The organism is Cyclobacterium sp. SOCE241, assembly GCF_056867545.1.
This window is the reverse complement of the sequence record NZ_CP149779.1, coordinates 783,618-800,024: the sequence shown is the minus strand read 5'-3', so window position 1 is coordinate 800,024 and position 16,407 is coordinate 783,618. Positions and strand designations below refer to the sequence as shown.

Here is a 16,407-nt window from a genome sequence, read left to right as displayed (position 1 = left end):
GAGCCTATTCAATACTATTTATGTTGTGTATATATATTAGGTGTAAGGCATTCAATTTAAACTAACTCCTCTTTATTCAAATTCTTTGACAGGCTCAGACTGTGATTAGGGGCCTATTTTAGGAGTGAGGATGCCTAACCAACTGACTATTTATTATACAGCTCGCTTTAACTTTCTAAACCAATTCTGGAATATTCAAAAGCTGTCCTGATAGCCAAAATTTTCCGTGTACTATTCCACCTACCTTTGGTTCGGTCGAAAAGAATCCCCAATCTGCTACTACATCTATTTCCCCTCCCAGCGTATCCACAAGCATCCATTGAAATTCTTGACCTGTTAGATCATTGTATTTCTTCTCTGATTGTTTAATTGTTCCGGCTATAATTCCCAAAGCTTCTGGTTTATTGAGCTCAGGGTTTTCATTAGAATTGAATAATCCACTCGGCACAAAGGATTGAGTTGACCATTTTACTCCACCCTCTTGCCCTTGCTCAAATGCTGTTTCATTTTCATAATAATCTATGTCCTGCGCAAATGCAGAGAGCTGTATTGCTATGCTTTGAGGAACCTTTATACTTCCCAATGATTTATGGTTTGGAACATCAAAAACAAAGGGATAAGCCCCACTTTCAGGATTGCCTGGTTCAGTTGGGTCGGCCCATGAATGAAATGCTCCATCTAACTCGCTTTCCATCCTATCAAGGGAGGCTGTTAAGCACACATTCCTTTTACTAATTCCTTTATAATGAGGTTTAACACCTAACAATTCATGATTCAAATTGCTTTGTATCCAAAGCTCTGCACCGGAAGAATCTGAATACTGAAAATAAGTGCCTTTATCAGTTTTAATCGAGCTAGCCTTTGCATATGCTTTTTTGCCAATTTGTAAAATTCCTCTTCACTATCTATGTCAAATCCAATAGCTGATAAATGACTCATTCTTTCTCTTTTTTAATGCCTCGTTAAATTAAGGATTCCGGACTAAGAATCCAGTGAAGCAAAGGATTTTTAAATGGAATTAGAAAAAATGGTCTTTAATCTCTACATGAATGTGCTGTACAACACCTAAAAAAAGAAAGGTCTGGTGGGATACCAGACCTTTCGGGATAGTTGATTATTTTAAAAAGTGGATTATAAATTCATTTTAGCGATTGATAATTAATTTCAATTGTTCAATCACACCTTCATCTCCTAGCAATCTCACCATATATACACCTTGTTCAAGCCTACTCACCGGAATTGTGTATTCATTGGTAACCTCATTACTTACATTGAAATTCATTACTTGTCGTCCATTCAAATCATAAATATTAATCCAAACAGCTGAAGAACTTTCAGGTAACCTAATAAAAGCTTCATTGATTGCCGGATTAGGATAAATTATCGCTTTAGATAACCTGAATTTCAGTAAATCCTCTACGGAATCCTCTTCATTGGCATCACTGTCGGAAGTACCTGCATTCATGATTCTTAGACTGCTTCCTTCACCATCTTTAGGCTCAACACGTTCTAGGATAATTCCTGAAACGCTGGCATTATTTGCAGAAGCAATGAAAGTCAAATTTAATTCCCCATCTGTGACTTGGATATCTTCGAAAATCAATTCAGTTTCTTCGTAGTTACTTTCCAAGTAAAGGTCAAAATCATCTCTAACCAAACTGTCTTCGATCATGATGTCAAATACACGCTGTCCAGGCTGACCGGTGGGCCCTCCTTGACCAAACCAAAGTTCATTATGGAAGGTTCTAACTCTATAAGTACCGTTGTCAACAGGTATAGCATAAGCTAAATTTTTTCCATACCTATCAGTTTGAAATATTTCTACGTTACTAGAGGATGAATTGCTATAAGTTTTAGTACTGTTGTACAGTTCAGGGAAGGCATTGTCGCCTAAGAATAACTTACCTTGATAAGATGTATTAACAGCTGAACCTGCATTCAAAATCATGGACCATACAGGGGCTTCTTCCCAAATATTTATTTCTAAAGTATCTTTATCCATCACAGCCATACTGTCCATCACAGTCAAAACTACATTATAAGTACCTGCTTCCTCAAATAAGTGATCAGGGTTTGCCAATTCACTAGATCCTCCATCACCAAAATTCCAATTGTATATCAGTTCACCGGTACCGGTTGAAGAAGACCCATTGAATGCAATTTCAAATGGTGCTGATCCTTCTACTGCTGAGGAGCCAATGATAGCTACGGGAGGTAAATTAACTGAGGTTACTTCCTCAATCACAAAACCATTGATGGTGGCATTGTTTTTACTGGCTTGAAGCCTAATATTCAATTCCCCATCCCTTACTTCTATATTTTCAAAGACAAGTTCAGTTGGGTTATTACCGGATTCTACATACAAGTCGAAGTTGTTTTTGACCACTTCTCCTTCTATACTGATCGTATATACCCTCTGTCCTACTTCTGAAGCCGGTCCTGATTTTCCAAACCACAACTCGTTGTGGTAAGTTTTAATGGTGTAGATGCCATTTTCCAAAGGTGTAGAAATGGTAAAGTTTTTACCCGACCTCTCCGTCAAGAACAATTCAGGATCACCTGCACCCATATTATTCCAAGTGGCAGCATTGGTAAAGGTAACCCCTGATCCTGACTCGCCTTCAAAATCCGTCCCCATATAGCTGGTAGGCAGATTGGTACCTGCATTTACACTTAATGAGTATGCCGGAACGGTGATATCCTCTCCCACAATTATTTCAAGTTCATCCGTAGCAATGTTGCCATTTTCATCTGTTACCTTAAGGCTTACCTCATAACTTCCATTTTCTGTAAAGGTATATACCGGCTGAAGCTCAGTGGAAATGGAATCATTTCCAAAGTTCCATTCATACGTAAGTTCACCCGTTCCGGTAGAAGTACCTGCATTGAAGGTAACTTCCAAAGGTGCGGCCCCGGCCATGGTATTTGCTTCTGCAATGGCTTCAGGATATGTAATCACGCCTTGCTGGGCCATTATTGAAAACCCGGATAAATTGGCATTGTTGATCACCGCCACCATTTGGATATTTAGTGTATCATCATCAACCACTATATTTTCGTGGGTCAACTCAAGGGGTTGATACTCATTTTCAAGGTACAAGTCAAAGTTTTCTCTAATCAACTCTCCCTCTATATATATATTATACACACGCTGATTTGCTTTGCCCGCCGGGCCATCTTTACCAAACCACAATTCGTTATGGTAGGTTTTGACAGTATATACTCCATTTTGAACAGGGACTGCATAGGTAAAGTTTTTACCCCACCGCTCTGTTAAAAACAAAGGCGGATTTCCTGCTGAGTTGTTGCTAAATGAATTGGAAGCAGAAAAGCTTACACCGGCATTGTTTTCGCCCAGAAATGTTTCTGAATTGTAATCCACTGTAATTTCACTGCCCGCATTGATATGAAGTTCATATTCTGATGGTGCGATCCCATTGACAGCAATAGAATCAATGGCAACATCACCAAAGGCACTTGAAACAGTTAATTTCACATTGTATTCTCCGGGCTCTTCAAAAATATGTGTAGGGTTTTGGGCAGTGGAAGTATTACCATCTCCAAAATCCCAAGCGAAAGTAAAGTCTTGTGGCCTTACAATTTCATTTTCAAAACTTACTTCTAAAGGAACAACCCCTCCAACCGTTGAAGATTCTATATGGGCAATAGGTATTGCTCCGATTTCACCCTGATTGACAATAGATATTCCCGCAATGGAGGCATTGTTTACCTTTGCAACAAGGTTTAAATCCAATACTCCGTCAGTAACCTGAATGTCTTCAAAGACCAAGGCAATTGGTTGGTTTCCATTTTCCACATACAGGTCAAAACTAGGCTTGACTAAATCATCTTCCAAAATAATGTCATAAACACGCCTTCCCGGTTCATTCGGACCACCATTCGGCATACCGAACCATGTTTCAGTATGGAAGGTAGTTACGGTATACACACCATTTGGCACCTCAATTTGGTAGGCAATATTGTGAGCATACCTTTCAGATTTATACAATTCACTACCAGCTACGTTTTCATTTCTGTAAACAGCCCCTCCATTATGAATTGAGAGCAAGTTAACATCTCCCTGATAAGTATTTCCTTCCAATTCTACATTTGCAGTAGACCCTGTATTATAAAACAAAGAGACTTCTTCAAAATTACCATCTGCAACAATCGGCACGATAAGCTCATCATCATTCCTTAAGGTAATCACTAAGTTTGCAGAACCTGTAAGACTTTCTCCAATGAAGTCCAAGGTGAAATTATAAGTGGCATCTGCTTTTAGCAATACTTCATTGAGCAATTCTCCTTCAGTAACTTCAAAGTCTTCTGCATTTTCTCCCGTAATGGTGATAGATTTGATATAAAGGCCAGTTTGACCATTAGCAAGGGCTAAAGTTATTGCTTCGGGTTTGCCTTTTTTAACAAGAATAGATTCAGGAAGAATCAATTCACTTTCTACCAACGGGTTAGTATTTGGATCATCGAAACCAAAGTATTCCATGTTACCAATATTTCCACCTCCTTTTCGAGGAGAACCGGCTACCACATATAACCCTTTGCCTGAGACAATACCTTGTGTACCGTGGCGGCCAAAATTGAGGGTATCAAGTGTTTGCCAAGTTTGCGTCAATGGATCAAACATTTCTGTCGTAGAAAGTGCCAATGGGTCGGTTGCAACTTCCCCTCCTGCCACAATCAGTTTACCAAGGTAATTGTTGACCACTGCAGCAGCACGTGGAGTTGGTAAATCCAAACTGTCCGGTAAAGTGGTCCAGGTTTGAGTATTAAAATCATATACATCAACCTCAGGTAATACTGGTGCAAAAGTACCTTCCGGTCCACCGGACTGTCTACCGGAAACAGCATACAATTTATTGCCTATGGTGGCAGCAAAGAAATGATCTCTGGCCCTTGGTGCATCATCTAAGACAGTCCACTCTCCTGTTTCAGGATCATAGCTATCAAAGTAATTTACATACCCTCCATCATGTCCATCTGTATTCCCTCCTACTACATAGAATTTGCCTCTATATTCTACCAAACCGGCTGATCCTCTTCTTCTATTTTCCGGAATTTCGGGACCTTCAATCCATAGCTCATTCACAGGATCGAACATCCAAATATTTGTTGCAGGAGTTTCATTTGGAAAATCATTGGTATCAAATGCACCAATCACCCAAATAAGTCCTTGATAATATACTGCCTGAAAATGATTGAAACTGTATGGGTTGATATCATTTAATGAACGCCAAGAATCATTTTCAATATCATAGATATCTATGGTAGTAGAACTTTCTCTACCTCCCATTAGGTAGAATTCATGTCCTGCCTGCACGAAGCTACCTTCATGCCTCGGATGGTATGAACGGTTCTCATTTTTTTCATGCCACGACTGGCTCGTCAACTCAGGGCTAATGGTCCAATTAAAGTTAAAAGAAACAGCATCCGAATGAATTTCATCTTCATCATCTATGGTAACTGTAATTCTATAAGGACTATTGGCCAAAGCTCCCTCTTCGATAGTACCATAAATTGTACCATTGGTGGGTTCTAGATAGATTCCAGGAGGTAACCCTGTAGCGGAATAGCTTAAATTGCCATTTCCACCTGAAGCTTGGACAAACATACTTCCATCGGTCTCATGTCCTACGAAATTAATTTGATCTTCCACTTTGGTGAAAGTGATTGGCGTTTGTATAGGTTTCCCAAGAATTTCTATACCATTGAAAAGTGGGTTTTCCTTTTGTTTATCAAATCTAATGTTCAATTCGCCATCTGTGATATTCACTTGGTATTGTTGCATCCCACCTACCTGGTGACCAAATCTATCAATTAAGTCGAGAGAAGTTTCAACTACTTCACCTTCTATACTTATTCCATAGTATCTTTTGCCTAGAGCTGATGTTCCAATGTACCCATTTCCTAAATAAAGGTTTACAGCATATTGACCATTTGGAAGGGGAATAGCATATTCCAAGCTGTCATTTGTGGTATAGCGTTCAGTATTAAATATTTGAACATATTCCTCGTCTGTAATGTAACTAGGTATAGATTCATGTCTGTTTTCCAAAGGAAAAACGTTATTTCCACTCTTTCCACTTGTTGCTTCAAATAGTGATGTATTGGCAGGACCCTGAGCAGAATTTTCCACCCATGACGGACTTCCATCCGTGGTATTGATTAGTTCTCCTCCTCCATTTATTCTTAGCAAGATTGTGAAGTCTTGTTCTACCATGACTTCAAATGTCTGCTCTATATGGTAACCATTTTGATCAGTTGCCCTGACTGTAATTAGAGAAGTAACTTCATCTATAGGAATATCTACTGTAAGAATTTTGTCAATGACACTTGCTCCTACTACAGGGTTGGTATTTCCTGACACGGTAAAAGTCAAGTTATTTTCTCCATCATTATCACCAAAGTACTCTGTGAGATCTATGACCACATCATCATCCCCCAAGAGTCGGTTGATATCTTGTAGTTCACGAATATTATAAGGTTTTTCACCTATCACCCGCATAAAGTTCCATACTCCAATAAAACTTTTGGTCGTATCATTTGAAGTTCCATATATTCCAAAAGCCAAAGGTTGGTTGATGTCCTGAATGGCAGCAAGGATGGCACCAGTAGCTTGAATGGTTCCAAGAGGGACCATTTCTTGATTGCTGTATTTATAGAATGGCTTGACTGTTCCATTTACCGGATCTACATCAAAAGAAAGTTCTATAAGAGTATTAGCACTAGGTCTTTCATTTTCCGGGATTGGTAAAAATAAGGGGTTTGTATCTTCAACATCATTGACTTCTTGGGCAGCAAGCACTCCGTCTTCGTTAAATACAAGTTTGATAAAGTTGCTCTGGGTACCATCTCCAATTTGGATTCCTACTTCACCATCACCATCATAATCGTACAATTGTCCCGGAGAAGATAAGCCAATAAGCCCGGAGGTCAGGACGTAATTCCCTGTTTCGCTGCCCACATTCACTCCTAACTGAAAGCCTTTTTCTTGATTATTAGCTATACCATTGGCAGAGCCTCCTGTCATCGAAACCTGAATGGCTCCTGCAGTACCACCATAAATATCAGGTGGTCCCGGGCTATCATTGCCTTTATCCAGCCAATCCAACCAATTGGGATTAGGATCTCCATTGTTCATTAAACCGGTAAGCCCAAGGCCTAAATAGCCGAATTCGTCACCTGAGGCATCCGATTGATTGGTGAACAATTGATTTTCTAGGGGTAAATCACTTGAGTACCCTATTTGAAAAGCATCTAAATGATCTAATATTCCGTCACCATCGTCATCATCATCGTTAAGGTTGGATATCAAATCTTTGTCATAATCATCAGGAGCAGATCCACCGGAACAAAAGTCCGTACCATTATCTATTTCATCCTGATTGGTATATCCATCATGATCATAATCAGCCAATGGATCAAATTCCGGATCATCTTCAGCAATACAAAATATATCATCGGCCGGAGTCAAAATCATTATCCTATTATCAAAAGTTGCTGCCCATATCGTTCCCGGATAGGATGTACTGTCTCCATTAGTGGTAATCCCCAAGGCATTGCCTCCATTAAGGTTCCATTTATTAAATTCAGCTTCCTTTAATGTTCCATCTTCATTGAGATGAATCAAATGTAAAATCCCTCCATTTTTACCCACAATTAAAGATCCCTTGAGGGCTCCATCAAAATTGCTCGCGGTGTATTCGTCAATCCCATTCGAATTGTTGGGCACCACTGTTAGAATGTCCGGCTGAGGACCGTTTGAGTTGGGAAGAGTTGGGGAAATAAAATCAGCCTCTACTCCATTTGCCAAAGTCGGTGGCACTGGAGGCCAGTTGGCAGGAAGTGTATTGGAGGCGTATTCTTCAAACCCCGGTTGACCGGGGGCAATGGGTTCTAAAATTTGTGTTCTAAATTTATCAGTAGGGGTTACAGTAGGTGTGATATTGGTAAAATCCTTGTCATCACCGACGAATTTGGTGTAAAGTCCTGCTCCTCCCGGTGAAAAAGGAAAAGCACTACCGGGTTGGTAAGCTTGCCCGGGATTTGCCCTAATTGGCGTTGGATGCCCACCATAATAGGTGCCGGAAGTATAATTTTCCAGGTCATTTGTGATCATTAATAAATGATCCTGATTGTCCACAAATTCTCCGGAGGAGGTTGGGTTTAAGGGACTCGCTCCCGGTTCTAAGGGATTATAAGCATTGGAAACCAATGTAGAATCTCCTTCATTTTCAGGCATTCCTCCCCAGTTGATATTGGCACCATTGTCCGTCAGATAAACCCTTTTATTTTCAGTTACTACAAGATCATAAGTGTTTCTGTATCCTGGTGAAAATATTTGTACCGGACCATCCAAGGTTACCATTCCCATATTGAGTCCATCATTTCCTCCAAAGGGATCATTTATATCAATTCCATCATAAGCCGGATCATTGGGATCATAAATACCATTTACATTGGCTCTGGTAGGATCATCCAAGGTAGGCACATCGTATTTATACGGCCTGCCAGAATGACTATCATACATTGTAGGAAGAGCGTCTAAAGCATCTAAATCAATTTTTAAAACAGCTCCTGCCAAAGCGTATTCTGTGATATAAGTGAAATTTTTGGAAGGTGCACCGGCGTTGGTAAAACCACCATTACTGATTAATAAATAGGGTTTACCACCTATGGTCGTATACTCTATCCCATTAATGGCATGATTTTCTTCTGATCGCGCAAGACCACGTACCAAATCAATTACTTCCCATTCCGTACCAGTAAAACTTAATCTCGTAATGATTCCTGAATTGGTATCCAACATGGTGTCTCCACTTGGACCTCCCCATTTAGGATCACTTGAAGTAGCATAAATTACAGGGTAATCTTTTGTACCGGTAACGGTTATTCCGGTTATTTGCCTTCCATATCTATTATCGAATGCTAAGAAGCCATGATCATCATAATTAGGAATTTCTTTCACTCCTAAAAGCACTTCCTCTCCAACAACATCATATTGATTGGGACCTTCCTTAGAAATCGTATAAATTTTGATTTCACCTTTTAATTGAGCCACATATAGTCTTTCATCCGGTCCAAATTCCAACGACGTTCCCAATTGGATTTCTTCAAATTCGTTAAAATTTAATGCTGTTTGATTGAAGCTAATTGATTGACTAAATACTGCTCCTGAACTTCCTAAACCGATCAAAATAATGATAAAAAACATTTTGACCGGAATATTTACCCGCTTTTCCATCTTAATTAAAATTAAATAACATAAAACTGCTTAAATAGAAAAATATAAAAATTTTCAACTGTTTATCTGTTACAATATTAAACATTTAAGTTAAACAAATCAAATTTGAAAAGCATTTTAAACTATTTAAAATACATTTTTGACGCTTTATTTATTTTAATTGTCTTGATTCGTACAAAGAAGGTCAATTAATTATTTTAATGGCTACTTTTGTACTTATCTATGAAGCAACAAAAGAGCTATTTTATATTGGTCTTAATTCTTGGGGCATTGAGCACCATAAGTCCATTTTCTGTGGACATGTACTTACCTGCATTCCCCGCCATAGCCAAAAGTTTATCTACAAGCATATCTAAGGTTCAATTGTCTTTGACGAGTTATTTGATAGGAATTGCTATAGGACAATTGTTTTATGGTCCTCTATTAGATAAATTTGGAAGAAAGAAACCTCTATATATAGGCCTTTGGATATATGTTGCTGCTTCAATTGGCTGTTCATTCACAGGATCTGTAGAATCTCTGATACTTATGCGCTTTTTACAAGCAGTGGGTGGCTGTGTAGGTATGGTGGCGGCTCAGGCCCTTGTAAGAGATATTTTCCCGGTAACTAAAATTGCTCAGGCTTTTGCTTTGCTCACTTTAGTTATTGCAGTTTCTCCGATGATTGCTCCCACCTTAGGTGGTTATATTACAGCCCATTTTCACTGGCATTGGCTATTTATTATTCTAGCAATTATCTGTTCTCTGATAATTTTTGCTTGCAAATGGCAGCTTCCGGATGGAGCTGATCCAGATGATAGTATTTCTTTAAAACCTAAGGCTGTTGCATTTAAATACATTGGAGTATTACAAAATAAAAAGTACCTCACTTATATTTTAGTAGGAGGAATTGCCGGAGCGGCACCTTTTGCCTATATCGCAGGTTCTTCAGACGTATTTATAAATATTTATGGGTTGTCAGTAACTGAATACGGTTGGCTTTTTGCTTTTCTTTCTGTGGCAATGATTGGCGCTACCCAGCTAAACCATATATTATTAAATTACTTTAGTAATAGAAATATAGTCATTACGGCTTTATGTTATCAGCTCATTATTGGCTTTATAATGATTCTAGGGGTTTGGACAAATGCTTTGAATGTATATATCCTTATTGGATTGATGTTTATATTTTTAACAGGGCATGGTTTAAGTGTACCAAATTCTGCGGCGATATCCTTGGCGCCTTTTGATAAAGATGCCGGGAGTGCTGCTGCCATGATGGGCTTTATGCGAATGGCAATAGGTGGCATAGTTTCCGCTTTGGTAAGTTTATTTCACAATGGGACCGCCATACCCATGGTCCTTTTAATGGCTTCCTGTATCCTGATTGCAGGATTGGTATTACTTTTCTACCTCTACTCTACAGGGGAATTGAAATTTATACTTAAAAGAAAAGATCAATAGTGGGCAAATTGGCATATAATAGGTGATACCCGAATATTTTTTTAACTTTGCACTTTCTTAATATAACGCTAGGCAAATAGAATGATTTCAGTAGATAATTTATCCCTAAAATTCGGCAAAAGAACCCTGTTCGAAGAAGTTAATTTAAAATTTACACCAGGAAACTGTTTTGGCGTTATCGGAGCTAATGGTGCTGGTAAGTCCACTTTTTAAAGATTCTTACAGGAGAATTGGATAGTACTACGGGTAGTGTAAATATTACCCCCGGCCAAAGAATGGCTGTATTGTCCCAAGATCACTTTGCCTTTCAGGATGAAGAGGTCCTTAGAACTGTAATAATGGGTCACAAGCAACTTTTTAACATAATGAATGAAAAAGATGCGATCTATATGAAGGAGGACTTTAGTGAAGCTGATGGAATCAGGGCAGCTGAACTGGAGGCTGAATTTGCAGAAATGGACGGATGGAATGCAGAAAGTGATGCTGCAGCCCTCCTTTCAGGACTAGGTGTTACGGAAAACTTGCACGGCAAACTAATGAAAGACCTTTCTGGAGATCAAAAGGTGAGGGTTTTATTGGCCCAAGCTCTATTTGGTAATCCCGACATCCTGATTCTTGATGAACCTACCAATGATTTGGACGCCGAGACAATTGGCTGGTTAGAAGACTTTCTTGTGAATTTTAAGAACCTGGTTATTGTGGTATCTCACGATAGGCACTTCTTAGATGTTGTGGCTACTCATATTGTTGATATTGATTTTGGCAAAATCAATATCTTTTCAGGAAATTATACCTTCTGGTACGAATCCTCTCAGCTTGCAGCCAAGCAAAAAGCAGATCAAAACAAAAAAGCTGAGGACAAAAGGAAAGAGTTACAATCCTTTATAGAGCGATTTTCTGCTAACGTGGCAAAGTCAAAACAAGCAACGGCAAGAAAAAGATGTTGGAAAAATTAAATGTGGATGAAATTAAGCCTTCTACAAGAAAATATCCGGGCATTATTTTTAAACCTGAACGTGAAGCAGGAGATCAAATTCTACTTTCAGAAGAGCTTGAGTTAAAAAATGATGGCACTACGTACTTTACCGACCTAAACCTAATGGTAGATAAAGGTGATAAAATTGCCTTCCTTTCTAGAACCAAGCAGGCGGTAACAAAATTTTTCCAAACAATAATGGGAGAAATCCCTGTTCAATCGGGAAGTTTTAAATGGGGAGTAACCATCAATAAGGCTTATATGCCCAATGACAATTCTCCTTATTTTGATTCTGATCTTAAATTAATTGACTGGCTCAGTCAATATTCCGAAAATCAAGAAGAAGCTTATGTTCGGACCTTCTTGGGAAGGATGCTATTTACAGGTGAAGAATCATTTAAAAAAGCTTCCGTTCTTTCCGGAGGTGAAAAAGTAAGGTGCATGCTGTCAAGAATGATGCTACAAAACCCAAACTTATTGGTATTAGATGAACCTACCAATCACCTTGATTTGGAATCCATCCATGCACTTAACAATGCAATGATAGATTTTAACGGTACAGTATTGTTCAGTTCCTATGATCATGCCTTTGTGCAGTCAGTTGCCAATAGAATAATTGAATTTACTCCTACAGGCACCATCGATCGCAGGATGGATTATGAATCTTATTTAGAAAGTGAGGAAATCAAAGCCTTGAGAGACAAAATGTACAAGACGAATTGATTGTAATATAAAAAAATAAAAAGCTGTGGAAATAATCTCCACAGCTTTTTTTATTTTATTTAAACACTAACGCCGGTGGTACCGCCACCTTTTAAGGTTAGTTCTACCGGTGAATTGGTTTCCCATGATCCGGCTGTAAAGTCAGGTACATCAATAGAATTGGACCTATTGGCTACAGACCATTCGCTCAATGGACCAATTGCACTCCACAATGCCCCATCATAAACATCTTGGTCAAGAGGTAAACCGTTTCTAATGCAATCAATCATTCGCCAATCCATCATAAAGTCCATGCCTCCATGTCCTCCAATTTGTTTGGCCATTTCACCTACTTTTTTTACGATTTCCGGAGTATATTTTTCTTCGAGAACCTTCATTTCATCAGCCTTTAACCACCCCTCATGACCGGTAGAAATTCCCGGTACAGGATATTTACTCGCAGCACCTTTTGTACCACTGAGCAAGTGAATCCTAGAATAAGGACGCGGGGAGCTCACATCATGCTGAATCATAATGGATTTTCCTTTTTTAGTCTTCACCATGGTGGTATTCATGTTACCCCTATAACTTTTTGTTGCAAAAGAGTTATAGAAATTATCTGTCTCAGCTAATTTTTGAGCATGTGCTTTCATAAGAAAATCATTGCTGGAAAGGGAGGTCAAATAATCCATCTGATCACCCCGGTTGATGTTCATGGCTTGACAAACAGGTCCTAGCCCGTGAGTAGGATAAAGGTTACCATTCCTGAAATTTTCTTTTAAACGCCACATGTCTTGGTAGCCTGTTTTACTAAAATTCAACCCCAATAAATCATGAATATAGGCACCTTCTCCATGAAAAACATCCCCAAAGAACCCATCTCTGGCCATATTGAGTGTCATCAATTCAAAGAAGTCATAACAGCAGTTCTCCATCATCATGCAATGTTTCTTTGTGCGTTCAGAAGTCTCCACTAACTGCCAGCATTCTTCCAAAGTAACCGCTATGGGCACCTCACTGCAAGCATGTTTACCTGCCTCCATGGCATAAACCGCCATTGGTGTATGCCATTCCCATGGGGTAGCAATATAGATCAAATCAAGATCATCCCTGTCCACCATTTTCTTCCATGCATAAGCAGAACCACTGTAAGTTTCAGGTTTATGAGATGTTCCTTCTAAGGACTTCACTACCTTGTCAACCATTTCAGGTCTTAAATCACATAGGGCCTTAATTTCTACACCTTCAATTTTGCTCAATCTGTTAACAGCACCCGGTCCTCTACTTCCTAACCCCACAATTCCAACTCTCACCACTTCCAGTTTAGGAGCAGCATAACCTGACATATTAAACCTTTGGGCATGTTTTTTCTTGCTTTGGGCAAGAACTTGCTCCTGTTCTTCCAGCGACAAGCCTTTAAAACCAGTTCCTACTACTCCTAATCCGGCTAGGCCGGAGAGTTTCAAAAACTCTCTCCTATTATTACTCATAAGCACATTTATTTTTAGTTGATTCCTTAAAATTATATTTAAATTCAATTTTTTTATCAGATTCTAAAAAACAATTTCTTTTTAAACAGAAAATAACACAAGTACCACATAATGGCCAATGTGAAAATCCCATTCAATAAGGCCAGCACATTTTCCGGAATGCTTAAAGGCTCTAAGAATCCATAATTGAAAACATGAACCGCATCATACAACCAATTGTGTCCAAGTAAATTGGCAAATAAATAGATGAATATGGAGTTCATACCTACAACAATAAACATAAAAGGCCATTCATTGTATTTCTTCACATCTATCAACCAATAAAAGAATGCAAGTACAAGGATGGACCATCCACCGGATGCTAGCACAAAAGAACTTGTGCAGATTCTTTTAATGATTGGAGTAATTCCCAACCAATCCAAACCATAACCTAGTACCAGGCCTATCAAACCCGCAATTACCAAATATTTAATCTTTAAGGAATAGGCGCTTTTACTAAGTAAAATTTTACCGCACATTGCTCCCCATAAAGTGTGAGCAGCGGTTGGCAGGCAATTGATAGCTACCCATCCCCCACCACTTAATTTCCCCATTAAAATCAAATCAATAAAGGATCCGAAATTTTCTCCTTTTACAAATGGGGCTGAAGGATCATAGAGTCTGTACATCAATTCTGTCAAAATCAATAAACCAATTGATACTGTAAATTGAGTTTTTAAGCTATGATTGATTAAAAAATAGGTCAATAGAATGGTAAACGACAACTGGGTAAGCACATTCCACAATTCAAATACCAAGACCCCGGATCGTATACAATGCAGGCCGGTTCCAAAGAGAAACAACAAAAGACACCTTTTGAGAATATGTAGGGTTACTTTCCTCCTATCCCCTTGCTTTTCCAATCTCTTATTCAAGGAAAATGGCATGGCAACACCTACTATAAACATGAAAAATGGCTGAATCAGATCCCAGAATCTCAAACCATTCCAAGGATGGTGTGTGAATTGGGTGAAAAACATTTGCCAACCGCTAACTTCAGGAAATAACCCCTCAAAAGCACCATACAACCTGGCTGACTCTGCCACTAACAAAAACATCGTAATGCCTCTGTAAGCATCCAAAGAAACTAATCTTTTATTACTGGCACACTGTAAAACGGTCATTTATTGAAAAGGGAACAGGTAAAGCTTGCAAATCCAAATTATCTAATATTTCAAATATAAGTTATCATGATGCAGGTTCAAACAGAACATCATATAAATTATATAATTGGTTGAAGTCAAATGTTAAAATTTTTCACTTTGTCCCCTATACAATCAAAAATTAGTTAACGAACAAAATTATAAAACAGAATAGAACATCTGTCTCAAAGATTCTATTAACACATTATGTGAAATAGGTTTCACCTCATTCGGGAAATCATCACTTTGACTCCTTCGTTTTTAGTCTAGTATTTCTTTTACTATAGAATAATAACCTTTGGCATGCTGGTCCATTCCCAAATCTGATGGATGTGTCCCATCAACTGTCCCATCCATCGTAAGTCCAAGTTCATCTTTTTCAAGGTAATAGAGCTCTTCAATTCCTTCAGCAATTAAAAGCCTATAAGTATTTTTGGACAAATTATTTCTGGATTGATAAGCTGTCTTTCTTTCATCATTGACCCATTCATCTGTATACCCAGCATGTTCCACCATCAAGATTGGTGTCTCCGGCTTCTTTGCTTTCAAGGCATGAACAGCTGCAATAATTCTTTTGGTAACTTCTTCTTCCGTAAAGGTATTTCTAACCAAATTGGGTAAACAATCAAGAACATAAAGGCTACTATTTACTGAGGCCATGTATTCAATAAGCGGAGTTTCCAATAATCCATTCCCTGAGAAACCAAGGTTAATCATGGGTTTATTTATCATTCGTTCTAATATGGCTGTCCATGCCATACCCGGCCTTGAGGCGCATGCTCCTTGAGCTATAGAAGTTCCATAAACCACCACCGGAAGTTCCTCGTTGGAAGGGCTAATAAAATTAAAGCTTGCATTTTTATCCACGCCTATTTCAAGAAAGGTTACCTCATTGTACAAGGGCAAATAAAGGTCAAAGTCTTTGGCCGTAATTTTATCGGCCTTTAAAGGAAAGGTATATTGAATGGTATCACCGAAGGAATAACTCCCACGTACCCAAATCCAATCATATTGATCATGAATATACAGGTCCAATCCGCTTACTCCTGTGGCAGGCATATGCGGCATTGACTGTCTTGAAGAAACCACGTACCTGACTTTAATTTCTTCAGCATCAGAATTGAATTTTAATTTTACCCCAGCTGCATGACGAGACAAATTCCAAACTGCCTTCCGTACTTTCGTTTCAGCTTCATCAGGTAATCTATGGTAATCCAAGCCCGGCCAACCCTGGCCATGGACAAAATTCTCATCAGGATTTTGCAAAGGATTTAACCATCTTAAATCATCCTGAGCTTGCAGCATTGAAAAATGGCAAAATAATAAGGCCAATGCCAAATACATTTTTAGCTTCAT

Annotated in this window: 7 protein-coding genes and 1 pseudogene; 2 read left to right on the top strand and 6 right to left on the bottom strand. The window is 38.8% G+C overall.

Features of this window, described 5'->3' with window-relative positions:
- Positions 1-175: 175 nt before the first annotated feature.
- The 3 genes from WG932_RS03790 to WG932_RS03780 form a co-directional block, all read right to left on the bottom strand.
- A complete protein-coding gene (locus tag WG932_RS03790) occupies positions 176-778 on the bottom strand; it encodes a hypothetical protein (RefSeq protein WP_483087013.1) in 603 nt (200 codons plus the stop codon).
- A complete protein-coding gene (locus WG932_RS03785; RefSeq protein ID WP_483087012.1) occupies positions 775-939 on the bottom strand; it encodes a hypothetical protein in 165 nt (54 codons plus the stop codon). Before WG932_RS03785 ends, WG932_RS03790 begins: the two co-directional genes overlap by 4 nt.
- Before the next feature lie 205 nt (positions 940-1,144).
- Positions 1,145-9,259, bottom strand: coding sequence for a malectin domain-containing carbohydrate-binding protein (locus WG932_RS03780; protein WP_483087011.1), 8,115 nt, complete (start codon positions 9,257-9,259; stop codon positions 1,145-1,147).
- A 222-nt stretch (positions 9,260-9,481) separates the two neighbouring features.
- Here WG932_RS03780 and WG932_RS03775 point away from each other — a divergent pair, with 222 nt between their 5' ends.
- On the top strand, positions 9,482-10,702 hold the full coding sequence (locus WG932_RS03775) for a multidrug effflux MFS transporter (protein WP_483087010.1): 1,221 nt from the start codon (positions 9,482-9,484) through the stop codon (positions 10,700-10,702).
- A gap of 81 nt (positions 10,703-10,783) precedes the next feature.
- Positions 10,784-12,401: pseudogene (locus WG932_RS03770) on the top strand (ABC-F family ATP-binding cassette domain-containing protein).
- Positions 12,402-12,460: 59 nt separating this feature from the next.
- Here the strand turns inward: WG932_RS03770 and WG932_RS03765 are convergent.
- The 3 genes from WG932_RS03765 to WG932_RS03755 all read right to left on the bottom strand — a co-directional run bounded on the left by WG932_RS03765 (position 12,461) and on the right by WG932_RS03755 (position 16,407).
- Positions 12,461-13,870: a Gfo/Idh/MocA family protein gene (locus WG932_RS03765; protein WP_339679353.1), complete on the bottom strand. Its 1,410-nt coding sequence runs from the start codon at positions 13,868-13,870 to the stop codon at positions 12,461-12,463.
- A 56-nt stretch (positions 13,871-13,926) separates the two neighbouring features.
- The gene (locus WG932_RS03760; RefSeq protein ID WP_483087009.1) at positions 13,927-15,033 is read right to left on the bottom strand and encodes an acyltransferase family protein; all 1,107 of its coding nucleotides are present in this window, start codon (positions 15,031-15,033) and stop codon (positions 13,927-13,929) included.
- A 279-nt stretch (positions 15,034-15,312) separates the two neighbouring features.
- The gene (locus WG932_RS03755) at positions 15,313-16,407 is read right to left on the bottom strand and encodes an SGNH/GDSL hydrolase family protein (protein WP_483087008.1); all 1,095 of its coding nucleotides are present in this window, start codon (positions 16,405-16,407) and stop codon (positions 15,313-15,315) included.